The sequence below is a fragment of the Pseudomonas sp. FW300-N2F2 genome (assembly GCF_017351655.1).
In the GTDB taxonomy this organism is placed as follows: Bacteria; Pseudomonadota; Gammaproteobacteria; order Pseudomonadales; family Pseudomonadaceae; genus Aquipseudomonas; species Aquipseudomonas fluorescens_AA.
This window is the reverse complement of record NZ_JACNDQ010000003.1, coordinates 749,809-771,910: the sequence shown is the minus strand read 5'-3', so window position 1 is coordinate 771,910 and position 22,102 is coordinate 749,809. Positions and strand designations below refer to the sequence as shown.

The following is a 22,102-nucleotide window of genomic DNA, read 5'->3' as shown; positions in this document are numbered from 1 at the left end:
GCGAACCTGGGACACCCAAGGCGCGACAGGAAGAAAAAGAAGGGGACAGCAAAATAACCTGCCCATGGTGAGGGATCAGCAATCTGACTACTGTGGCGAGGGAGCTTGCTCCCTTGCCACAATGAAACTATTGGACCGCCTGCCCGGCTGAGCCAGAAGGCGTCGTCGTAACAGCTGGCTCTATAACTTTCGCAGAACGCCCTGTCTCGACATCGCGAACTTCGTAGTACCACCACTTCATCGAAGAAACACCATAAAGCCCATAGGTACGGCCACCGACCAAATCCACGGTCATTTCAATTGGGCGTGTGTATTCGGTTCCAATGGCGTACTGAACGGAAAGTTTATGCCTTCCTGCCCCGAGTCGATACTCGGTTTGACGGGCTAGCCAATACAACGATGTATCGTCATCGATTTTGTCTATAGACAAACTCTTGTCGAACTGCCGAATTATCGCAATTTCGTCCGAGGGTTTTCCTTCTGCGCTTTTATGCTCGTAATGGATACATCCTGTCATTGTGAAACAGAAAAAAATCATCGCTATAAAGCGCAAAACAACATCGTGCCGCATCAACAGCCCTCCAAGGCACATAGAAAAGGTAGAAAAAATAGGACCGTTGTTTAGAACACCAAACAAACCAAGAGGCCTACTTTCTCTGCAACCTTAAAAACAAATCCATCTCCTTTTATTGCGCCATCTAATCCACTAAGAATGACGAGAAATAAAATGATATTTTTTTATCCTCAAGATCGCTCAATTGATAACGCATTCTGTCAAACCCAGAATCCAGCTTACTCACGCTCATATGCATTAGCTGAGTCAACCCACCGCCAAAGTCACGGGACGCAAATTGACTAATATCAATGAATCTGATACGCACGACATCAGCCTCTGCCTTTTCAGAGGTTGAAATCGATAGAAATAAATCATAGGCCAACCCATCGTCATTCAACTGAATGCTAAGGGCATGCAAGCAGTTGTGAGCAACAAGCAACTCATTCAACTCCGACACTTTAATCATCGTTTATCCTCGTCTCCTTCCCCTTGGATCCATAACCAGGACCATATTCGTATGTATGCCAAAGAAAGGGGACAGATTTATTTTAGAACACCGAGCAAGCCCTAACCTCATAAAATAAATCTGTCCCGAATGGCACTTACTTAACAGCTAACTAGCTGATACGACTGCGAAAAAATGAAAAAAGGCTGGCCTTGGTCTACGGTGATAGTTGCGAACACACACCGATCAAGCAAGGACACAGCCCGAGTGAATCGTAGACGCCAAATCGTCCGACATCAACAGCACCGTATGCGCCAGCACGCCACGAACAGCAATGCTCATGCTTTCTTCAAGCTGCTCTCCGATCCTGAGTTATTGCGGGGTGTCGAGTCGTCGATACCCAAGCATCGCCAGCGGCTATTTCCCCCGACCGAAACGCTGTCCATGTTTTTGTCCCAGGCAATGAGCGCCGATCGGTCCTGCCAGAATGCCGTGAATGATTTATCCATCAAACGCTCCTGCGAGGGTTTGAAACCCAACAGCGTTCATACCGGTGCCTACTGTAAAGCCAGAGCGCGGTTGCCGGTGGAGATGGTTTCAACCTTGTTGCGCTCCACGGGGTCATCAATGAGCAACCGGGGTCCGTCATCGTGGCGTTGGATGGGGCGACCCGTTCGTCTCGTGGATGGCACTACGGTGACCCTGCCGGATACGCCGGCCAACCAAGAGGCCTACCCGCAATCTCGTGGGCAGAAGGCCGGACTGGGCTTTCCCATCTGCCGTTTAGTGGGGATTGTTTGCCTCGCCAGCGGTGCTGTTTTGGACGCCTCGTTGGGACGTTTTCGCGGTAAAGGAGGCGATGAACAGACGTTACTCAGAACCATGCTTGATACCTTGGAGCGAGGTGACATTGTGCTGGGCGATGCCTACTACGCCACCTACTTTTTACTGTGTGAACTGCAGCATCGAGGCGTGGACGGGGTGTTCGAACAATATGGCGCTCGACGGCGTAGCACGGACTTTCAGTTGGGGAGGTCCTTGGGGTCGGAAGATCATTTGGTTGAACTGAAAAAACCAAAGGCAAAGCCGTCCTGGATGAGTCAGGCCTATTACGAAAGGGCACCTGAAACGCTGACGGTACGTGAGTTGAAGGCCGGAGGGAAAATCCTGGTCACCACTTTGAGTTGCCCGCAGCAAGTGCCCAAAGCGTCCCTCAAATCCCTGTTCAAGGATCGATGGCATGTGGAGTTGGATCTGCGCAACCTCAAGACTACGCTGGGGCTTGAAGCACTGAGCTGCAAGACGCCGGATATGGCCGTCAAAGAGTTATGGATTTACTTGTTGGCGCACAACCTGATACGGATGCTCATGACGCAATCAGCTCTGTTAGTCGACTGCCTGCCTCGCGAACTGAGCTTCAAGCATAGCCTTCAGCTGTGCCTTGCGTTGAGGCAGTACGGGGCTCAAGAGCAAGAGGACAAGATGCTCAATCTGCTTGAGCTGATTGCCCAGAAGCGCGTCGGTAGGCGTCCAGGCAGAATTGAGCCGCGAGCCATAAAACGAAGACCCAAGCCTTACCCCATGCTGATGAAAACACGTCGATCAGCAAGGGGCGAGGTCAGGAAGAATGGACACCCGAAGAAGGTTAAGTAAGTGCCATTCAAATCTGTCCCCTTTTCGGTCCCTTTTCGAATACCGACACCTCTCTTACTTCACCGCTGCAGTGTTAGTGAAAAATCTTCAATGGTTTTATTTTTCTCTTTCAGCAGAGACATAACAAAGTCAGGCTCAAACTCCATTAAAAACTCAATAGCATCGTAAATTTTCCACCGATGTATTTCCGGATGATCAATTATCGACCTGAGATACTTCTTAAAAAGCGGAATATATTCCAGATACCTTTCACGCTTCACAAAGGCAAGGGCATCGGATATTTCAAAGGGCTCATCACCTGCAAACTCTATAATTTTAGATAAAGGTAGGAAGACTTGAGCCCTCGCCACGTCCCTTTCCCCCCTACCAGCCATGTTGGCAAAATACATAGTTATAGCCATCAGGATCTGACGATAAGTATCATCGTACCCATGCAATCTATGAATATAAAAATCCTTGATGAACGCAGGCCTTTCCATACTTTCCTCTAAAGCAAGCAGGCCTTCAACGACCCCCCAACTAGTCAACAACTTCGCAGCTTGGAAGCGCACCGCCTCATCATCTGAGTTGATAAGTAAACCCAGCACAGCACTCATTCTCTCCTGCGGAATATCCTCAGGATCCAGCTCTCCTGCTTCAGCGGCATAATCTGCTTGTTCCGGGATGCCATTGAGCAGTTCGTTAGTTTTCCGATCCATCATAAATCCTATTTCTGGATAAATTTGATATAGCCGGCCGGTACACAGCCCTTTATCAAGCACTCACCATCACGCTTTACGTTTACCAAGTCTGCCTCTGCCCTGTTCAATGAGGTCTCATTTTTCGGAGAGGGATTATTCATAAATTTATCCCTCGCGGCATTTACCCTAGCCTGCAGCTCGGCGGTGACCTCACGATTGCTCAAAAATTTGGTGTCTGGCAATACACCAGAATCGATATCTTCCTGCAATCGCTTCACGTCAATTTCTATTTTTTGAGTGCCATAGTCTTTAGGGTTCGATGATACCCTCGGGTCGGTTACAGAGATGTACGGAGAATTTTCAGAACCGCCTCCACGCACATGTGTTTGAATGCTGCCCGTCCCCTCAAGGTTAGGAGGTACCAAATCGCCATTCTCATCGATGTATGCCTTTGGTTTCCCATTTCCTCCTACAGCTAAAGAAAAATCATTGTCGCTGCGCACTACTACAGGGTCACTTGGAGTTTTGGCACCTACGCTTGTACTGCTTCTTCCCGAAGAGCCGATCTTTGGAATCCCAAGGCTCGCAGCATTCATGGCTCCAACGACGATATTGCCGATGCCATTCCATGTATCACCGTCGTAGACTTGGCCCGCGCCGTGGCCTGCCTGGAGTACACCATTGGCCGCAGCGGCGACCCGAATCGTAGTGCCGAGATTACCGGTGAGAAAATAGAGAGCTGGTGACCCCACGTCACTCATCGCCTGCATTTCGCGATTGATGCGCAGGTAACCTTGAGCATCGCGATACAACATTTCGCTGGAGCTCTGGTCTCTGGACCAAAAGATATTGGCAACCGACACACCATCCTGAGCTCTCAAGCCATCGGCGTAAGCAATTCGCTCCTGTGTAGTACCACCTGCAAACGGGTAATCCCGATAAGGAACCGGTCCGTTCTTAAGCAAGTTGTCGATGCTGGTCTGAGCTGCCTCGTTCCCATACTTGAGGCTTTGCTCATAGCCGTACACCTGAAGGTAGGCGGCCAACTCGGTTTTTTCTGAGGACGACAGTGACTTGGGATCGGTGTGAAAACGCTCCAACAGCCCATCGCTACGTTGGTCTGCGCCTTGGAGCACCATCATTTTTTTGGCGGCATCCAGGCTCTTGGTTTCCTCATACTCCTTGAGAGCTCTGTCTCGCTCTGCTTGGGAGTGATTGCCCAAGAAGTTGTAACGCGTGCCATTTTCAGCCACTTGCGCCGCAACTTCGAGATCCCCATTCGAGGCTGCGGCGCCAAGTACGCCGACGACCTTCGAAAGTGCGACCAGATTCTCTTGAGCCCGAACGTATTCAGCTGTACCAGGTTCCAGATGCGAGGGCAGTAGCGTATCCCCCAGCAAGCCGATCAGAACCTCGTTTGCCCCGCCCGCTATTGCCCCTGTACGGAAGTCTCCTCCCATGACTTCAGCCATCAATCCGCCCAAGGCCGAATGAAGGAGAATTTTCTCCAGGCCACCTTCGGTTAGCGGTAGGTCACCTATTTTTCCTGCGCCGTATGCGCCCCCAATGCTTGCCGCCGTTCCGACCAATGAAGTTGCAAAATTATCTTTGAAGCTGCCCCCGTACACGGCTGTTTTAATCGCAGCATCCGCGGCCACTTTCGTAGCCACCGTCCTCACGCTCTCGGCGTTGAACCCAACCGTGCTGGCGTCATAACCAAGCCCTTGTGTAACCCCGGCCGTAGCCATCGAGACGGCATACCCTTTCAGGCTGTCCTTGGAAGTAACGTCCTTGGCAATCGCGCCGAGATTGCCCCGGTTATCGATGGTGCTGACCGTCGCCTTGGTCGCGACACTGATGGCTCCAGCCTGAAGCATGGTATTCATGCCAGCCATCATCGGCCCCATCACGGCCGCGAGGGCAATGGCAATGATCAACTGCGAAGCCGGCCCCAAGCCCGACGTGTTGTATTTGAAGGACTCGTGGATTTCCTTCACTTGCCGCCAGTCGACGTCACCGCGCCGCTCGGCTTCCTTGATCCAAGCCAGTTGCGGATCGGCTTTTACCATCGCGTCGATGGTCTGGCTAACCGTTTGCTGATCGACGTGCTTGATATCGATCTTCAGGCCTTCGACTGCCTTGATGGTGATATTGCCCGCCGCCACCATCTGCGTCTGACGCAAGGTTTCATCGGTATTACCCTTGCCCTTGGCGGAGTTCCAGAACGCATTGTTATTGGTCTTGGTATGGCTTTCGTCGTGCAGATCCTTTACGCCTTCGAAGAAGATGGCGCCGCCACTGTCCAGTATCAGATCCTTTCCACTTTGCAGCTTGGCGACTTGGTAGCGCTGGTCATCGCCACTCTTGAGCACCAGGTTGCCTCCCGTCTGGATCTGGCTGCCGACATGGGTGATTTGTGTCACCTCATCGCGCCGCATCTTCAAACTGCCCCAACCGCCCTTCTTTTTCATGTCATACAGCGAGTAATCACGATTCTGCTCAGCCAGCAGACTCAACTGCTTACCCGCCACCAAGTAGGCTTCATTACCCGCCGCAATCTTGCTCGCAACCATCAACAGATCATTGCGTGCACCAACCCTTACATCACCTCCAGCCGTGAGCGTGGTCGCCTGCTGCGAGACATGGTCTTCTTCCTTGTTGATCTTCTTGCCGCTGCGCTTGTAGCGGTATTCGCTGGAGTCCTGGTTAGCCGCCGAGATCAGGGCGACATCGTTGCCGCTCAGGTTGATGTCGCCTTTGGCCCCGAGATGGCTGGCGACCACGGTCAGGTTGTTGCCAGCAGTGGCATTCAGGTCGCCGCCTGCCTGCACTTCACTGGCATGCTGTACGGTCTGGCTCTGTTCCCAGAAGTGACGTTTGTCCTTACGCATCGAGCCGCTTTCTTCGCGGGCCGCGGAGATGACGATGTCTTTTCCTGCGCGCAAATCAACGTCATTGCCCGCCGTAATGGCGCCGCCCACGTTCAATAGATCGCCGGCTGCCTGAACGCTGACGTTGTTGCCAGCCTCGATGCGCGCCGCATTGTCGACCACCGAGGTTTTCGAACTGAAACCGTTGCCACTGTTCTCGATCGTGGTAATGGTCCGGTCATTGCGGATGTCACCGGTCAACGTCGACAGCTCGACATCCTTGCCCTTGAGGATGCCGCCTTGCATGTTGACCAGGTCTTTGCCGGCGACCAGCTTGAGCCGCTCGCCCGCCTCGGCCAGGCGCGTGTTGAGCAGATTGTTCCCTGCCGCCGCCGAGAGGTTCTCGCTGGCACGCAGCGTCCCGGCGTTCTTCAGGTCGGTGCCCGCAATCAGAGTGAGGTTCTTGCCCTGGATCAGCGCACCATCGGCCGTCAGCCGGTTGTTGGCCTGTGCCAGGTAGAGCACCGGCACCAAGACATGTTGACCATTGACGACCTGATCTTCCATCCAGACGATATCGTGGGTCAGTGCGGCGACTTGCTGCGAAGTCAGGGTCACGCCAACGGCCAGGTCCAGAACATCCTTGCTGGCGATGGCGTTGTTCATCAGGTACTTGAACATGCCTTCATCGCTGCTCTGTCCGGCAATGAAACGCTGCCCAGTGCGGGCCAGCACCGCTTGCTGAATCAGGCGTTGCTCGTACAAGCCATCGCCCAGGCGCTTCCAGCTGGTGTCGGGGTCATAACCCAGATTGCCCAACAGGTAGTCCGAGCTCATGAACTGCTTGAGGTCGGTCAGCGCAGGGTTGGTTTCAATCAGATATTTGGGGCCGGTGATAACCCGGCTTGCATCCGAGCCCTGCACAGTGGCCCGGCTCTGGTCGTGGCTGTCTTGCGCTGCGGCCGCGCTGTCGACGACACGGAACAAGCCATTTTCGCCCGTCGGCAGGGTGAACCCGGGCATGGTGGTCGGGTTGACTTGTTGTTGGGCCAGATCAGGCGGCAGCTGCGGGTTGAGCACCACAACCGCTGGCTGTGCGGCGTTGGCAACCTCGGTTGCCGCTGATTTTGCCGTACCCGCCAGGGGTGCCTGGAACTGCACGACACTGCTGTTCGCCAACTGCTGCGTAGCCTGGATGCTGATGTTGCCGCCCGACTGAACAACCGCCGGTGCCAGCGACTCCCCTGGCGTAACGATGGTGATATCACCGACCTGACGGAAGCTGTTGAGCGCGTCGACGGGGACTTGTTTCGGGTTGCCCTGGGCGTTGTAGGGGACGATGAACCTGCCCCGGAAACGCTCGTCGGTTCCGTCGGTGACCCTGCCGGTGTTCCAGGTCCGCGTTCTGACGCTGGTGCCGGAAGCGGCGCCAATGTTGGCAAAATTGTCTGCCGTGATCTGCAGGTCGGCAGCCGAGGCCATCACGCTGTATTGGTTGGTCACCGCAGAGCCATCAACGGTCAGCTTCGCCCCACTCATCAGGGTGGCACTGGCCGAGTCTTCAAGCACTACGCTCTGGTACGTTTCATTGGCTATGTAGTCGACGTTGTGATAATCGCCGCCGCAGTCATAGCATTTGACACTGATGGAGCCTGACACCAGCTCATCGGTGGTGGTAAAGACGTCCTTGCGATTGATCAGGGTGTCGCTGCGCAGCGACATGTCCTTTGCCGACTCCAGGGTGCCGGAGATGTTCTCCAGCAGCACGCTGCGAGCGACGCCATCTCGTGCCGCGACATTAAGTGCCCCCAGGCTGTAGACGTCCGCGCGATAGTTGGTGAAGCGGTTGAAACGCAGGGCCATGTCCGCGCCGCTGAAGATCAGGCCGCGATCGTTACGGGCCTCGTTGGCAACCAGTTCGACGGTGTCGGCGCCACCCAGCGTGCCTGTATTGACCAGGCTCGTGGCGGCGAGGGAGAACTTGCCGCCGCCGGTGATCCGTCCGGCATTGTTCAATGCACCGAGACTGGTGACGGTGGTAGCGCCACCGCCAGCCAGGCGCGAACCGCTGGATAGGTCGAGGCTGGCGGCGCTCAAATCGAATTTATTGACACCACTGACACGGCTGTTTTCGGTACCGACATAAGCGCCGGTCAGTTGCAGATCCAAATCAGCGTCGCTGCTGATGGTACCCGCGTTGTTCCAGGTACCGCCCGTGGCCAGCAAGCTTCGCACCGCGATCAACTTGCCGGTGCTGGTCTGATTGAGCTGGCCCACCTTCAGGTTCAGGACATTGGCTTGGATATCCGAGCTGTTGTCCCAACGCGCCGCGTCGACAGCCAGGGTGCCCGAGGTCATCAGGCTGCCGCCGATGTTGCTGAACCTGGCGAGGTCCACAGCTAAAGTGCCGGTGCCCACATGACGAACGTTGCCGCCAGCATTCTTGAAGCCTGCCATCTGCAAGGACAGGTCCTGGGTGGCCGCTTCAATGACGCCGCTCTGGTTGTCCAGCAGTTGGTCAACCGTGAGGGTCGCGGTACCCAACTTGCCTACAGACCGCAACTTGCCGCCCTGGTTGTCAATCGACGCGGCGCCGATCAGCAGGCCATTGGCGCCCTCCACCAAGCCGTCCTGGTTGGTCAGTGCGCCGGTAAGACCGAAATCGATAGTGTCCGCCGCAACCCGTCCGCCGCTGTTATCCAAGTCATGGGCACGTACCGTCAGGGCCTGTTTGGCAAGCACTGCGCCGCTGCGGTTTTCGAGTGTGGCAGTAGTGATTTCAGCGGTCCCGGACAAGGCCGACACCTGCCCGCCATTGTTGAGCACTGCTTGCTCTGCACCGACTTTGACGGACTGCGCCTGGATCAATCCGGCATCGCCGCCTAAGGTGAGCGACTTGCCGTTGTTCAGGACCTTGTCGAGGGTGGTTTTCAGCCAGCCATCGACACTTGCCAAGACCCCACCACGGTTATCGAGGCTGCTCGCCTCGACATCCACATTCCCGGCCTGGGTGATGACACTGCCATCCTGGTTGACGAGATCGCCAGTGATATCGACTATCAGGTCTCCCTGGCTGAGCAGACTGCCATTGGCGTTATCGACAGCACCACCGCTGATCGTCAGTCCCTGCTCGGTGCTGATAATCGCCTTGCCGGTATTGAACAGTTGTTGGTGAGCCGTCAGGCTCATGGCCTTGACCGAGGCGATATAGCCATCGTCGCTGTTGCGGATGCTGTCTGCGGTCAGGGTCAATTGCCCCTGGCTAACCAACTTGCCGTTCTGTTGATTGAAGCTTTTCAGGGTCGCAACGAGATCACCCTGGCTGGTGATTTGACCTCCGTTATTTTCAGCATTGCCGCCCCCAAGGGTTAGTGCAGCGTCGGACGCAATTTTGCCGCCGCTGTTATCCAAGGTTTTCGCTTCGAGCTTCAGGAGGTTGTTACTGCTGATGACGCCTGCGCTGTTTTTTAGCGTCCCGGCGACCAGGGTCTGCTCACCGTCGCTGGCGATGATCCCTTTATCACGGTTATCCAACGTTCCAGTGGCCAGCGCTTGAATTTTGCCTTGGCTAACCAGCGTGCCGGCACGGTTGTCGATGGCCTTGCTGTCGAGCGTCAGGGTCTTGCCGGCGGAAAAAGTGCCGCCGCGATTGTCGAGGGTCTGCGTGGTCGTAACTTTCAGGTCGCGACTGGCGATGACGCTCTGCCCGCGGTTGTCGATATTCGCCGCGGTCAGCACCACGTCGCCAATCTGGTTGCGGGTGTTATCGACGTTGACACCCGCTTCGATGATGCCAAGGTTGTTGAGCTGGCCGTCAGTGGTCAGCGTGACATTCTCGCGCGCGGCGATGGCTTGTTGGTTGCTGAGGGTGCCCTGGGTCGTCGCCTGGACACGGCTGCCGGCATAGATCGTCCCTTGGGCATCCAGGCTCTGAGCCTTGATCTCGAAGGCGCCTGCCGCCGTGGTCTGCGCCAAACTCAAATGCCCATTGGCATCCAGCTGAATATCCCCCCCACTGGCGACCATCTTGCCGTCCAGCTTCACCCCGACTCCGGCCTCGGTACCCACCAGCTTGATCGCCCCGGCGTACATACCACCCAAGGCCGAGGAATCGATGGCCAATTCAGGTTTGGCACTGCCGTCGTCGGCGCGGGCGGTGGCATTCAGGGTGCCTGCATTGACGTCATTGCGCCCGGCCACGATGGTCAGGTTTTTCGCCTGAATCTCAGCGTTGATCCTGGCGCTGCGGGTGATGATTTCGAAGCGGTCGACGTTGTTCGCGTTCAGGCCTGCGCCTTCGATGGCGACGCTGCCCTGGTCCACCTGATAGCGACCCACCTGGCCGTTTTCGATGATCGGCTTGCCCGTGGTCAGGGTCGCCTTTGGGGTATTGATGAAACCGCAGCCGTTACAGCTGATGCCATAAGGGTTGGCGACGATGACGTGGGCCGACTGCCCCGCCACTTCGGTGTAGCCGCGCAGTTGGCTGGGGTTGCCGCCGTTGACTTCGTTGAGGATGGTGGTGGCGGCCGTGCCCTGGAGGTTCGGGTTGCCGAGGATGATCCCGCCCAGTTGCGTGGCCTGGGCCGGGTTGGTGGCGTTGTTGAGGATCACGCCGTTGCTGCCGACGTTGTAGTCCTTGAACTGGTTGTGAGACAGCCCGCTGCCGTTGGGCTTGGCGATGTTGACCACCGGCACGCCGTTGCCGGCCTGGCCGAGGCTGGTGCCCGGGGCGCTGACCACGATGCCGTCGGCCTGGGCCCACATCGGTTGCCAGAACATGACGTTGGCCAGCAGGAACGCCAGGCCACGCTTGGGCATGCCCCAGAAGGCGTCGCGGGTTTTCAGGGCAGCAGAAGGCTGGCGGGCCAGGAAGGCGTGTTGGCGGTCGTCCATGATCAGGTCTCGTTACAGCAGCGTTAAATAGATACATCCAAGCGGAAGTAGATCGGCGCTTCGCGCTCGGTCAGGGCATCCGGACGTTCCAGGGAATGGGCGAAGGTGACGCTGGCGTTCAGGTGCTCACCGCGGGCGAACAGCTCCAGCGAGTTGCTCGACATGCGCCCGTGCTCGCTACCGTTGTAGCGATTACCGCGAATCACGCCCTGGTCATAACCGAGGCTGGTGCCATATTCGGCAAACACCGGACGCAGCCACTCCGTGGTCACCGGGCGGCTCCAGCGCAGGTCGTTGCGCCAGTAGCCGCCGCTGTCGCCGGACAGCGTCTGGTCCTTGTAGCCGCGAACCGACGACAGGCCGCCCAGGCTCATGCGCTGGGGACTGAACAGCACGTCCTCGCTGCGCTGGCCGGTCATCAGGCTGCTGAAGCTGAAGGACTCGCCCCCCAGCATGAAAGGCTGCAAATAGCTGAGGGTGGCGGTGTACTTGCGATAACGCGCGTCCGGCAGCCCAGGCCCCGGCTCATGATCGCCCTGGGCATCGAGAGCGCCGATACCTTGTTGCAGGCCCAGGTCGAGGTTGACGAAGGCATTGCCGATCCGCCGGCCATGGTTGATGCCGAACTGCGCCTCGCTGATGCGATTGCTGCTTTCGGCAAGCTTGCTGTCTTCGATGAAGTTGTTGGTGCGCAGGTACGAAAGGCCGGTGTTGAGTGAAGTCTTGCTCACGGCATCGCGATGGACCACTCGCTCCAGGCGCACCTGATGGTTCTGGCTGTCGCCACTCTGCTTGAAATTGAAGCCGTTGGCCTGGCCCAGCGCCCGGTACTCGCTCTCGCTGTAGGTGTAGCTCAGGTTCCACCAGCCAAACGGCAGGTTGTAATAGAGCATGCCATTGCGTGAGGTTTTCTGATGGTCGCTGACGGCATCGTGGCCGCCGCGCAAGGCCAGTTGGTCAGCCAGGCCCAATGGGCTGTCCCAATCCAGGGAAGCGCCCCATTGCTGCTCGCCGGTGCTTTTCTGCCCATCGTTATGCCGTGACAGGCCGGCGCGCCAGGGTTTCTGCGGGGTGTTGTTGACCCGCACTTCGCTGCCTCCGATGTTTTGCCCGGGGGTCAGCTCCATTTGCGCACGGTTGGACGGCAAACGGTTCAGTTGATCGACCATCTGCTCCATCTCCCGCAGGTTGAGCAGATCGCCGGTTTTGCCGGGAAACGCCATCGCCAACTCACGATCCGACAACTGACTGTTCTCGGCACCTTTCAGGCCTTCCAGGCGGCCCTCGACGACCAACACTTGCAGGTGACCGCTGGACAGGTCCTGTTGCGGCAAATAGGCGCGACTGGTGACCAGGCCCTTCTCCAGGTAGTGGTCGGTAATGACCTTGAGCAACTGGTTAAGCTGCGGCACGCCCAGGCACTGGTCGAGGAAAGGTTTGAGCAGGCGTTGGCGCTCGCCCTCGGACAACGCATCGGCGCCCTTGAGCTCGATGGTCTTGATCGGGAAGCAACGGGTATCGGCAGGTGCAGTGGGCTGGGCCGGCTTCGCGTCCTTGCCGGGCAGGTCCTTGAGCTCTTCCAGACGCCGACGCTGCTCTTCGAGCAGACGGTCCTGGCGCTCACGAATCAGGTCCGTGTCACCGGGGGTTGGCGCAGCATAAGCAAGTGTTAGCGGAGACAGGCACAGCAAAGCCAGGCACGACCTCGCCCACAGGGCGGGTGAGAACATGTTCGATCCCTCGATGCAGAAAATGACAGCAAGCTCGTGAGCGGACGAAGAGCCGAATGCCGGCTTACCCCCATGAAACACCCACGTTGCTGATGCGCAAAACCACGCGCACACCAGACCCTGCATATCGCTTTCGGTTCAAGAGAGCGGGAATTTTCCATTCAAAAAAGAGACGCGTCTCACAGGACGCGTCGAAAAACACTACACAAAACGACTGCTCGGATTGCGCAGACGCCTACAGACACTCATCCAGGAAACTCACCACGGTTCCCATGCAAGCCATCCGCTCCTCGATATGGGGCATATGGCTGGAGTGTTCGAACAACGCCCAGCGAATGTCGGGAACATGATCCACATAGGGTTTGACCACCAACGGCGTCGCTTCATCGTATCGGCCTGAAATCAGCAGGGTCGGCACGCTGATCCGAGGCAAGCGATCGGTGATGGACCAATCCTTCATGCTGCCGATCACATGGAATTCGGTGGGGCCATTCATGGCGTGATAAACGGTAGGATCGGCATCGATCTGGGCAAAGGTACGGGCGACTTCATCGGGCCAGGGCGTGACACGGCAGACATGACGGTCGTAGAAAACCCGAGCGGCCTCAAAATACTCGGTAGACGTCAAGGTTCCAGCCCGCTCGTGCTTGAGCAGTGTTTGCTGCACCTCTATGGGTAGAAGCTGGCGCAAGCGATTGACTTCAAGGAGCCACGTGGACATGTCCGCCGGGGAGTTGGCGACAATCAACGCGCGCAAGCCCGCGGGCTGGAGCACCGCATGTTCGCTGGCCAACATGCCGCCCCAGGATTGCCCCAACAGTGCGTAATTGTCGCGAATGCCCAGATGATCCAGCAGGTTCTCCAACTCATCGAGAAAGAGCGCCACGTTCCAGAACGAGGGAGCTTTTTCCGGAAGATGGGTGGAACGCCCATTGCCCAGTTGGTCGTAATGAATCACCGGATAGCCACTGTTGGCAACATCCTTGAAGGCATCGACATAATCGTGTGTACAGCCCGGGCCGCCATGCAGGATCAGCAGCGGCGTACGGCCACTGCTGAAGTCGCCAGTGATGCGATACCAGGTCTGATACGGACCAAAAGGCGCAAAGCCTTCGTGCGTTACGGGAAGATCCATTTCGTGCCGCTCCCTAGAAATACTGCGGAACACGATACCGGGGACTGGACGGCGGAATAACTAGAGAAACAGATAGGTTTTTACCCGATTTCAGCTATCGAGCAACCGATAGTGCACCGCCCTGACCACGGCCTGGACCCGATTCCTGGCGCCAAGCTTGTGCATTGCAGAAGTCAGGTGGAGGGTGATGGTGGCCAAGGAACGATTCAGTTGCCTGGCGATGTCCGCCGCCGTCAACCCTTCAGCGGCTAATCTCAAGCACTCACGCTCGCGTTTGGTCAGGCGAACCGGGCATGCGCGGGCTTCCTTGCCGAGCAGCGGAAAAGCCGCCTCTTGCAGGGCATGGGAAATCAGACTGAAGTCGCCCAGCGTTTGCCGCACATCCTGCAGGGTGCTCCCCTTCGTATCGGTGCGCAGCCCGGTCAATGTCGCAAAGCCACCTTTGGGCAAATGCATCGGCACCGTCACGCCACAGGTCATGCGCGAATCCTGCAGGTAGCTCACGACCGGTGCATGACTCTGGCCGATGAACGGCTGCAGCACTGTGTCGGCCTCCGGTCGATAGGACCAGACAAAAGGAGATATGGCATTGATTGCCAGATGCTGGACGGGGTCGATCTGGTAATAACCTTCTTCACACCAGAGCGAGTGCCAATCACGGGGGGTATTGCGCAACTTCAGCACAGTCGGGGTGATCAGTGCCCCATCATGATCCAGCGGCACCGGGCTGTAGTCGTACACCAAGGCATCAAAGCCTAACGCCTGGACCATCCCCAGGGTGTTATCCATCTGTTCGTCCAGGCTCCTGCCAGACAAAAGACGAGTATTGAAGTCAGACAGCTTGGCCTGCATCCATTCAGCTCCCTTATTAATTTCAATCCTGAAATCGTGCAAGTAGAATGCCACGCCTGAGCGAGGGAATGCCAGAGATCAAACCTATAAGAATTGCTAGCTTATGGGCGCGTAGCTTCCTCGGTAAGGTTTAGCCAACGGGCGCACCTGAGCAGGAGAGCAATGATGTGGCGTGAGATCGAGCCAGACCAGCGGTACGACGTGGAAGTCGATGGTCATCGTCTGGTGGCCTATGGCTTTGGCGACGGCGACGACGTGCTGTTGTGCCTCAATGGCGGGCCGGGATTGCCTTGCGATTATCTGCGTGACAGCCATGGCTGGCTCAAGGAAAAGGGCTTGCGGGTCATCGCTTTCGATCAGTTGGGTACCGGCGCCTCGGCCAGGCCTACTGACGAATCCCTGTGGGACATCACCCGCTATGTGGCGGAGGTAGAGACCGTCCGCCAAGCCCTCGACCTGGGCAAAGTGCACCTGCTGGGGCACTCCTGGGGTGGCTGGCTGGCGATCGAGTACGCCATTCATCACCCTCAATCGCTGAAAACCCTGATCCTGGAAAATACCGCCGGCGATATTCCTCATCTGTCCCTGGAACTGGAGCGTCTGCGGGCTGCCCTGGGCAGTGAGACCGTCGCGATGATGCAGCGCCATGAAGCCTTGGGCACCCTGGATCATCCGCAATACCAGGCGGCCATCACCCTGCTCAACTATCGCCATGTCTGCCGTCTGGACGAGTGGCCAGCACCGGTGACACGTTCCCTGGGCGACTGGAACATGGGGCCTTACATGACCATGCAGGGCCCCAACGAATTTCTCTATACCGGCAATCTCAAGGACTGGAATCGCATCGAGCAGATGGCCGGCTTCGAAATGCCTGTGCTGATCACCACCGGTCAACATGATGAACTGACGCCAGCCTGTGCGATGCGCATGAAAATGGCGCTCAAGGATGTACAACTGAATGTGTTCCCCAACAGCAGCCACATGCCGTTCTACGAAGAGCCCCAAGCCTACTTCCCAGTCCTGCTGGACTTTCTGCACCGCCATCGGAACTAGCCCATGAACCTGGCGCGCTACCGTTTCATACTGTCGCGCCCGCTACAGCTATTGCCGGTGCTGTTTGGCATCAGCATGATCACCTTCGTGCTCGTGCGCTCGATCCCCGGGGACCCCGCCAGGGCGCTGCTGGGCTCGCGCAGCACGCCGGAGGCGCTGATCAGGATTCGTGCCCAGTACGGTCTCGACCAGCCCTTGTGGATGCAGTACTTCTACTTTCTCAAGAACCTGCTCAAAGGCGATCTCGGCCAATCGCTGCTCTACAAAGTCGATGCCTTGCAGCTGATCAGTACCCGCATTGAACCAACCCTGTTCCTGGTGCTCGGCAGCGTACTGCTGGCGCTGCTGATTGCCGTGCCACTGGCCACGGTAGCGGCACGCAACAAGAGCGGTTGGCAGGATCATCTGATTCGCCTGTTCACCACGGCAGGGCTCGGCATGCCGGCGTTCTGGCTAGGCATCATGTTGATCCTGCTGCTCAGTGTGCAGTTGGGACTGTTCCCGGTCTCAGGCTATGGACGTACAGGGTGGGACAAACTGCATCACATGGTTTTGCCGTGCCTGACCATTGCCTTGGCACTCTCCGCCGTTCTGGTGCGCAATCTGCGCGCCAGCATGCTCATGGAGCTACAAGCCGATCATGCCACCGCCGCACGGGCCCGGGGCTTGTCCGAGCGGGCGATATTTCGCCGGCATGTGCTGCCCAACTCCCTGGTACCGGCGGTCAACCTGCTGGCGGTAAATATCGGCTGGTTGATCAGCGGCACGGTGGTCATCGAAAGTCTGTTTGCCATTCCCGGCATCGGTCAATTGCTGGTACGCGGCATCTTTACCCGCGACTACATGGTGGTCCAAGGCGTGGCCATGGTGCTGGCCCTCGCCACCGTCACGGTCAATTTCCTCGCCGATGTGCTGACCGTGATGATTGATCCGCGGGTGAACATGCGATGAGCGGCCAGACCCTCAATCCCGCCTGGCGTCTTGCGCTGCGTTTCGGCTTGCGCAACGGTCGCCTGGCCACCGTGCTAGGCCTGGCGATTCTGTTTGGCTGGCTGTTGCTCGCACTCTTGGCACCCTGGGTCGCACCCTTCGATCCGATTGCCCAGAACACCGATATTCGCCTGCTGGGGCCGAGCCTGGCCCATCCGTTCGGCACGGACAATTTCGGTCGCGACGTTCTTTCCCGAGTGATCTGGGGTGCGCGCATCGACTTGCAGATTTCCGTGATCGGAGTGGTTTTCCCGTTCTTGATCGGCACTTGCGTCGGCGCCTTGGCCGGCTATATCGGTGGCCGGTTCGACACGATCTGCATGCGCCTGATCGATATTATCCTGGCCTTCCCCTTCCTGGTGCTGATGTTGGCAATCATGGCCATCCTCGGCCCCGGCCTGAGCAGCTTTTATATTGCGATGGCCCTGGTGGGCTGGGTGTCCTATGCACGACTGATCCGTTCTCAGATCCTGGTGCTCAAGCAAAGCGATTTCGCCTTGGCGGCCAAAAGCCTGGGCTTCGGCCATGGACGCATACTGTTCCGGCACCTGTTGCCCAATGCCATGTTCGGCTCGATCGTGTTTTCCATGTCCGACGCGGTGCTGGTGCTGCTCAATGGGGCGGCGGTCAGCTATCTCGGCCTGGGGGTTCAGCCACCCACCGCCGAGTGGGGCACGATGGTCGCCGAGGGCCAGAGTTTCATCACTAACGCCTGGTGGATCTGCACCTTCCCGGGACTGGCGATCGTCACCTTGGCCATGGGCTTCAGTCTGCTGGCCGACGGTGTCGCCGAGCACCTCGGAGAACGCCCATGAGCACACCGGTGTTGCACGTCGAGGACCTCAGCGTGATCGCCGGCCACGGTGAGGACGAGGTCACGCTGGTGGATCGCGTGTCATTTGACTTGGCCGAAGGCGAAATCCTCGGTCTGGTGGGTGAAAGCGGCTCAGGCAAGACGATGGCCTGCCGGGCCTTGATGCGCTTGCTGCCCTCTGCAAACCTGCGGGTCCAAGGCAAGGCCGTGCGCCTTGCCGGCAAGGACCTGCTGACACTGGATGAAGCCGACATGCGAAGCATACGGGGTCGGCAGCTAGGGATGATTTTTCAGAATCCCGGCAGTCATCTTGACCCGTTGATGCGTATTGGCGAACAGATCGGCGAGGGCATACGCCTGCATCAGGGGGCGTCCAAGCGTGAAGCACGGGCGAAGGCCATTGATGTGTTACGCCAGGTGGGCATTCCCGATCCGCTAACGCGGGTCGACAGTTATCCCCATGAGTTTTCCGGTGGCATGCGTCAACGCGCCATGATCGCCGTGGCATTGGGTTGCAACCCCCAGGTGCTGATCGCCGATGAGCCGACCACTGCCCTGGATGTCACGGTACAGGCACAGATCCTGCGCCTGCTCCTGGATTTGCGCGACCAACGTGGGCTGTCAATCATCATGATCACCCACGACCTGGGGATCGTCGCCCAGACTTGTGATTCCATCGCGGTGATGTACGCCGGTCGGCTCTGCGAGCACGGCAACAAGCTTGATCTGCTGGCTCACCCACGACATCCCTATACGGCGGCCCTGATCGACTGCCAACCGGCTACCAGCGCCGGCCATGCCATGCTCAAAACCATCGCCGGCCAGCCTCCTCTGCTGGATGCGCTGCCCACCGGTTGCCGCTTCAATCCTCGCTGCCTTCAACAGGGCAGCCAGTGCACGCGGCTGTTGCCACAGATGCAAGTCACGACAGAGGCACACCGAGTCGCCTGCCATTACCCGCTGCCTGTGGGAGCTTCGTCATGACCCTGTTGCACGTGAAAGATCTGCAGGTGCGCTTCGCCACCCCTGGCAGTGGTCCGTTCGGAATCAACAGGCAATGGGTGAAAGCCGTCAACGGAGTGTCGCTGAGTCTGGCCGCCGGAGAGGTGCTTGGGTTGGTGGGGGAGTCGGGCAGCGGCAAGAGCACCCTGGGTCGGGCCATCTTGCGCCTCACTGAGATCAGCGCCGGACAAATCCTGTTCGATGGCGTGGATATGGCTCAAGGCAAGCGGATCGACATCGAGCGACTGCGCCACGAAACCGCGATGATTTTCCAGGATCCTTATACCGCCCTCAATCCACGGATGAGCATTGGCGACACCCTGGCTGAAGTGCTGCGAGTGCGCTGTGCGATTCCTGCATCGCTGATTCGCCAGCGGGTCGATGAACTGCTGAACCTGGTCGGCCTGCGACCGGAGCTGGCCCACCGCAAACCGGGTTCGTTGAGTGGCGGTCAATGCCAACGTGTGGGGATCGCTCGGGCACTGGCCATCGAGCCACGGTTGATCATCGCCGATGAATGCGTGGCCGCGCTGGACGTTTCCATCCAGGGACAGATCATCAACCTGCTGCTGGAGCTGCGGCAGCGCATGAACCTGGCGATTCTGTTCATCGCTCACGACCTGGCGATCGTTCGGCGGCTCTGTGATCGGGTCGCCGTGATGTACCTCGGCGAGATCGTCGAGCAAGGCCCCACGGAGGCCGTGTTCAGCAGCCCGCGGCATCCTTATACCGTCGCGCTGATCCAGTCCATTCCACACATCGACCCGACTCGACCGTTGCTGAGCGCCCCCCTGCCTGGCGAGCCACCCAGCCCCCTGAACCTTCCATCCGGCTGCGTTTTTCACCCGCGCTGCCGGTATGCACAACCCATCTGCGCGAAAACGCCGCCCCCCAGCCATGACATCAATGGACATCGTTATAGCTGTGTGCTCGGAGAGCCATTGCTCTAAAAAACATTCATCAATAGGGAGTTTGACCATGCGATCGAAACACTTGAAGTTGCTGACCGCCGCGACGTTGACCGTTTGCACACTGGCGGCCGGTGTCGCCCAGGCAGCAGGCGTGCTGACCATCGGTTGCCGTGAAGAAAGTACGACGTTCGACCCGATCAAAAGCGCACAGAACCGTGATAACTGGGTGTTCTCCAATGTCTACGACGTATTGGTGCGCGTCGACAATACCGGCACCAAGCTGGTACCGGGGCTGGCCGAGAGCTGGCAGGTTTCCGACGATGGCATGACCTATACCTTCAAACTGCGCTCGGCCAAGTTCTCCGACGGCTCAGCGATTACCGCCAGCGATGCAGCGTTCAGTCTGTTGCGCATCCGCGACAACAAAGGGTCGCTGTGGAGCGACTCCTACAAGATTATCGACAAGGCCCAGGCAACCGACCCGCAGACACTGGTGGTGACACTCACGAGCCCTTCAGTGCCCTTCCTCGCGCAGCTGGCGTTGCCCAACGTCTCCATCCTGTCGCAAAAGGCCATGGAGAAAATGGGTGAGGAAGCCTATGCCCAGGACCCCGTTGCCTCTGGCGCCTTTATCGTCAAGGAGTGGCTACGCGGTGATCGCGTGGTGCTGGAAAAGAACCCCCACTTCTGGCAGGCCGACAAGGTGAGCCTGGATGGCGTGGAATGGATCTCCATCCCGGATGACAATACGCGGATGTTGAAGGTACAGGCCGGTGAACTGGATTCGGCGATCTTCGTGCCCTTCTCGCGCGTCGAAACCCTGAAGAAAGATCCCAACCTGGTCGTACACATGGATCCCTCCACCCGTGAGGATCATCTGCTGATCAACCATGAGCACGGCCTGCTGGGCAAGCCTGAAGTACGTCAGGCCCTGGACCTTGCGATCAACAAGAAATCCCTGGTCGATACCGTGACGTTCGGCCATGGCCAGGTGGCTTATTCCTACATTCCTAAAGGAGCGCTTTATCACAATGCCGATAATCTGCAGCGCCCGTACGACCCGGAAAAAGCCAAAAAAATGCTGGCCGATGCAGGCGCTTCAGGCCTGAAGCTCAACTATGTGGTCAATGCGGGCAATGAAGCCGACGAGCAGATCGCCGTGCTGGTCCAGCAACAGCTCGCAGCAGTCGGCGTGACAGCCACCTTGCAGAAAGTCGACCCAACCCAGAGTTGGCAGATGCTGATCGACGGCGACTACGATCTGTCCGTGATGTACTGGACCAACGACATCCTCGACCCGGACCAGAAGACCACCTTCGTGCTGGGACATGACACCAACATGAATTACATGACCCGCTACAAGAACGACAAGGTCAAGGATCTGGTCGCGGCCGCGCGGGTAGAAGTGGACCCGACCAAGCGCAAGCAGATGTATACCGACCTTCAGGCAATCGCCAAGCAGGACGTCAACTGGATCGATCTCTACTACAGCCCGTACATCAATATCTCGCGCAAGAACATCGAGCACTTCCAACAAAACCCACTGGGACGCTTCTCTCTTGAGGAAACAGTGAAGCGCTAGCGAGTAGTGGCAACGCCTTGATCACGAATCGAGGCTTGCCACTTGATGGCCGAGCAACATCGGCCGCTCCCCGGTCATCTCACACAGCAGCGCTGTGACGGCGTTCCCTTCAACCGTGCCATGCTCTTGCAGAAAGCCCGCCACGGCGCTGACAGCCGGCCAGTAACGGTGCACCAGGCAACTGCAACGAGCGATGGCCTGGGCTTGGGCGTCGAGCAGCTTGCGCGGTGGCAGCAGGCTGATCAGCTCGTGCCCCCGGTCCAGGTCACCCCGGCCGCTGCCCCTGAACAGCCGGTCGGACCTGCGGTGCCGGTAGACCGCTTCGGCCACAGGCCCGGCGAAACAATGGAGCAGGTCACGCTCGATGGCATCGATCATCGAGGGCAGGTATTCAGCGATCCCCGGCGCGTCGAAGGCCGGGCGCGAAACAAGGTAGTCGGCTTCGACCAACCCTTCTGCGTATTGCGGGTTGCCGTGCAGGTCGAACAGCGGCCCCGCCCAGGCTTCGACCTTGGTACGCACGGTGATGCGCTTTATCGGTAGGCCATTCCACCAAAAGGCCAGGGCATGACCGGCTTCGTGGAAGGCCGTGCTGCGCGGGCATTTGTTCATGATGGGGTCCGTCACGGCAGGCGCCGTTCATATCATCTGCCTCACCGCCGGGCGCCGATAAAAGATTATCCCTATCGACCGTTAATACTGCGCCTATTAGCTATCTGGCAAAGGAGGACTAGCCTGAATTCAGGCTGGTGTAATCCGGCCCGTGAAACCTGACAAGAGATACGAAGCGTTCAGAAACGTACTGGGCTTGCCGTGGGCCACCGTACTGGCAATTAGATGTTGCCGCGTAGCCAAACATGATCAGTTGAGCGAACTGTGAGCCCTGCGCCCTGTGTCATTTATTTCGCCTGTCGCTATTCGAAGCCCGCCGGG

General features: G+C 57.9%; 15 protein-coding genes. 7 read left to right on the top strand and 8 right to left on the bottom strand.

Going from position 1 to position 22,102, the window contains the following annotated elements; translation table 11 throughout:
* Positions 1–127 precede the first annotated feature (127 nt).
* Together J4E63_RS24065 and J4E63_RS24060 are read right to left on the bottom strand one after the other, a co-directional pair.
* Entirely contained in the window at positions 128–571 is a 444-nt protein-coding gene (locus tag J4E63_RS24065; RefSeq protein ID WP_207283557.1) for a hypothetical protein, read from the bottom strand.
* A 127-nt stretch (positions 572–698) separates the two neighbouring features.
* Positions 699–1,022: a hypothetical protein gene (locus J4E63_RS24060; protein ID WP_259334187.1), complete on the bottom strand. Its 324-nt coding sequence runs from the start codon at positions 1,020–1,022 to the stop codon at positions 699–701.
* A 246-nt stretch (positions 1,023–1,268) separates the two neighbouring features.
* On the opposite strand from J4E63_RS24060, the gene J4E63_RS24055 reads away from it, so the two are divergent.
* The gene (locus J4E63_RS24055; protein WP_207281278.1) at positions 1,269–2,654 is read left to right on the top strand and encodes an IS4 family transposase; all 1,386 of its coding nucleotides are present in this window, start codon (positions 1,269–1,271) and stop codon (positions 2,652–2,654) included.
* Positions 2,655–2,713: 59 nt separating this feature from the next.
* Here the strand turns inward: J4E63_RS24055 and J4E63_RS24050 are convergent, their stop codons facing one another.
* From J4E63_RS24050 to J4E63_RS24030, 5 genes are all read right to left on the bottom strand, one after another.
* Complete coding sequence (locus J4E63_RS24050) at positions 2,714–3,352, bottom strand: hypothetical protein (RefSeq protein ID WP_192262938.1); 639 nt, start codon at positions 3,350–3,352, stop codon at positions 2,714–2,716.
* A gap of 8 nt (positions 3,353–3,360) precedes the next feature.
* Complete coding sequence (locus J4E63_RS24045; RefSeq protein WP_207283556.1) at positions 3,361–11,100, bottom strand: DUF637 domain-containing protein; 7,740 nt, start codon at positions 11,098–11,100, stop codon at positions 3,361–3,363.
* A 23-nt stretch (positions 11,101–11,123) separates the two neighbouring features.
* Positions 11,124–12,830 carry a ShlB/FhaC/HecB family hemolysin secretion/activation protein gene (locus J4E63_RS24040; protein ID WP_207283555.1) on the bottom strand — a complete coding sequence of 569 codons (1,707 nt, stop codon included), beginning with the start codon at positions 12,828–12,830 and terminating at the stop codon, positions 11,124–11,126.
* Between the two features lie 235 nt (positions 12,831–13,065).
* Positions 13,066–13,965: a proline iminopeptidase-family hydrolase gene (locus J4E63_RS24035; RefSeq protein ID WP_207283554.1), complete on the bottom strand. Its 900-nt coding sequence runs from the start codon at positions 13,963–13,965 to the stop codon at positions 13,066–13,068.
* 90 nt (positions 13,966–14,055) lie between these two features.
* Positions 14,056–14,817: a LuxR family transcriptional regulator gene (locus tag J4E63_RS24030; protein ID WP_192262932.1), complete on the bottom strand. Its 762-nt coding sequence runs from the start codon at positions 14,815–14,817 to the stop codon at positions 14,056–14,058.
* Between the two features lie 165 nt (positions 14,818–14,982).
* Between J4E63_RS24030 and J4E63_RS24025 the strand changes: the two genes are divergently transcribed.
* The 6 genes from J4E63_RS24025 to J4E63_RS24000 are packed head-to-tail and all read left to right on the top strand — an operon-like array spanning position 14,983 to position 21,169.
* Positions 14,983–15,870, top strand: a complete 888-nt coding sequence (locus J4E63_RS24025) for a proline iminopeptidase-family hydrolase (protein WP_192262930.1) — start codon at positions 14,983–14,985, stop codon at positions 15,868–15,870.
* Between the two features lie 3 nt (positions 15,871–15,873).
* Positions 15,874–16,821, top strand: a complete 948-nt coding sequence (locus J4E63_RS24020; RefSeq protein ID WP_060739260.1) for an ABC transporter permease — start codon at positions 15,874–15,876, stop codon at positions 16,819–16,821.
* On the top strand, positions 16,818–17,675 hold the full coding sequence (locus J4E63_RS24015; RefSeq protein WP_103308583.1) for an ABC transporter permease: 858 nt from the start codon (positions 16,818–16,820) through the stop codon (positions 17,673–17,675). The genes J4E63_RS24020 and J4E63_RS24015 overlap by 4 nt, the downstream gene beginning before the upstream one ends.
* Complete coding sequence (locus tag J4E63_RS24010) at positions 17,672–18,658, top strand: ABC transporter ATP-binding protein (RefSeq protein WP_207283553.1); 987 nt, start codon at positions 17,672–17,674, stop codon at positions 18,656–18,658. Before J4E63_RS24015 ends, J4E63_RS24010 begins: the two co-directional genes overlap by 4 nt.
* Positions 18,655–19,626 (top strand): ABC transporter ATP-binding protein, encoded by a 972-nt coding sequence (locus J4E63_RS24005; RefSeq protein ID WP_207283552.1) that lies wholly within the window; start codon positions 18,655–18,657, stop codon positions 19,624–19,626. Before J4E63_RS24010 ends, J4E63_RS24005 begins: the two co-directional genes overlap by 4 nt.
* Before the next feature lie 28 nt (positions 19,627–19,654).
* Complete coding sequence (locus J4E63_RS24000; protein WP_207283551.1) at positions 19,655–21,169, top strand: ABC transporter substrate-binding protein; 1,515 nt, start codon at positions 19,655–19,657, stop codon at positions 21,167–21,169.
* A 21-nt stretch (positions 21,170–21,190) separates the two neighbouring features.
* On the opposite strand, the gene J4E63_RS23995 is transcribed toward J4E63_RS24000, so the two are convergent.
* Positions 21,191–21,781, bottom strand: a complete 591-nt coding sequence (locus J4E63_RS23995) for a hypothetical protein (RefSeq protein ID WP_103308586.1) — start codon at positions 21,779–21,781, stop codon at positions 21,191–21,193.
* Positions 21,782–22,102: the final 321 nt, after the last annotated feature.

What these genes read in the sequence shown, in the direction of transcription:
- J4E63_RS24065 (WP_207283557.1), bottom strand. Translation starts at nt 571, where the DNA reads ATGCGGCACGATGTTGTTTTGCGCTTTATAGCGATGATTTTTTTCTGT.
- J4E63_RS24060 (WP_259334187.1), bottom strand. Translation starts at nt 1,022, where the DNA reads ATGATTAAAGTGTCGGAGTTGAATGAGTTGCTTGTTGCTCACAACTGC.
- J4E63_RS24050 (WP_192262938.1), bottom strand. Translation starts at nt 3,352, where the DNA reads ATGGATCGGAAAACTAACGAACTGCTCAATGGCATCCCGGAACAAGCA.
- J4E63_RS24045 (WP_207283556.1), bottom strand. Translation starts at nt 11,100, where the DNA reads ATGGACGACCGCCAACACGCCTTCCTGGCCCGCCAGCCTTCTGCTGCC.
- J4E63_RS24040 (WP_207283555.1), bottom strand. Translation starts at nt 12,830, where the DNA reads ATGTTCTCACCCGCCCTGTGGGCGAGGTCGTGCCTGGCTTTGCTGTGC.
- J4E63_RS24035 (WP_207283554.1), bottom strand. Translation starts at nt 13,965, where the DNA reads ATGGATCTTCCCGTAACGCACGAAGGCTTTGCGCCTTTTGGTCCGTAT.
- J4E63_RS24030 (WP_192262932.1), bottom strand. Translation starts at nt 14,817, where the DNA reads ATGCAGGCCAAGCTGTCTGACTTCAATACTCGTCTTTTGTCTGGCAGG.
- J4E63_RS24025 (WP_192262930.1), top strand. Translation starts at nt 14,983, where the DNA reads ATGTGGCGTGAGATCGAGCCAGACCAGCGGTACGACGTGGAAGTCGAT.
- J4E63_RS24020 (WP_060739260.1), top strand. Translation starts at nt 15,874, where the DNA reads ATGAACCTGGCGCGCTACCGTTTCATACTGTCGCGCCCGCTACAGCTA.
- J4E63_RS24015 (WP_103308583.1), top strand. Translation starts at nt 16,818, where the DNA reads ATGAGCGGCCAGACCCTCAATCCCGCCTGGCGTCTTGCGCTGCGTTTC.
- J4E63_RS24010 (WP_207283553.1), top strand. Translation starts at nt 17,672, where the DNA reads ATGAGCACACCGGTGTTGCACGTCGAGGACCTCAGCGTGATCGCCGGC.
- J4E63_RS24005 (WP_207283552.1), top strand. Translation starts at nt 18,655, where the DNA reads ATGACCCTGTTGCACGTGAAAGATCTGCAGGTGCGCTTCGCCACCCCT.
- J4E63_RS24000 (WP_207283551.1), top strand. Translation starts at nt 19,655, where the DNA reads ATGCGATCGAAACACTTGAAGTTGCTGACCGCCGCGACGTTGACCGTT.
- J4E63_RS23995 (WP_103308586.1), bottom strand. Translation starts at nt 21,781, where the DNA reads ATGAACAAATGCCCGCGCAGCACGGCCTTCCACGAAGCCGGTCATGCC.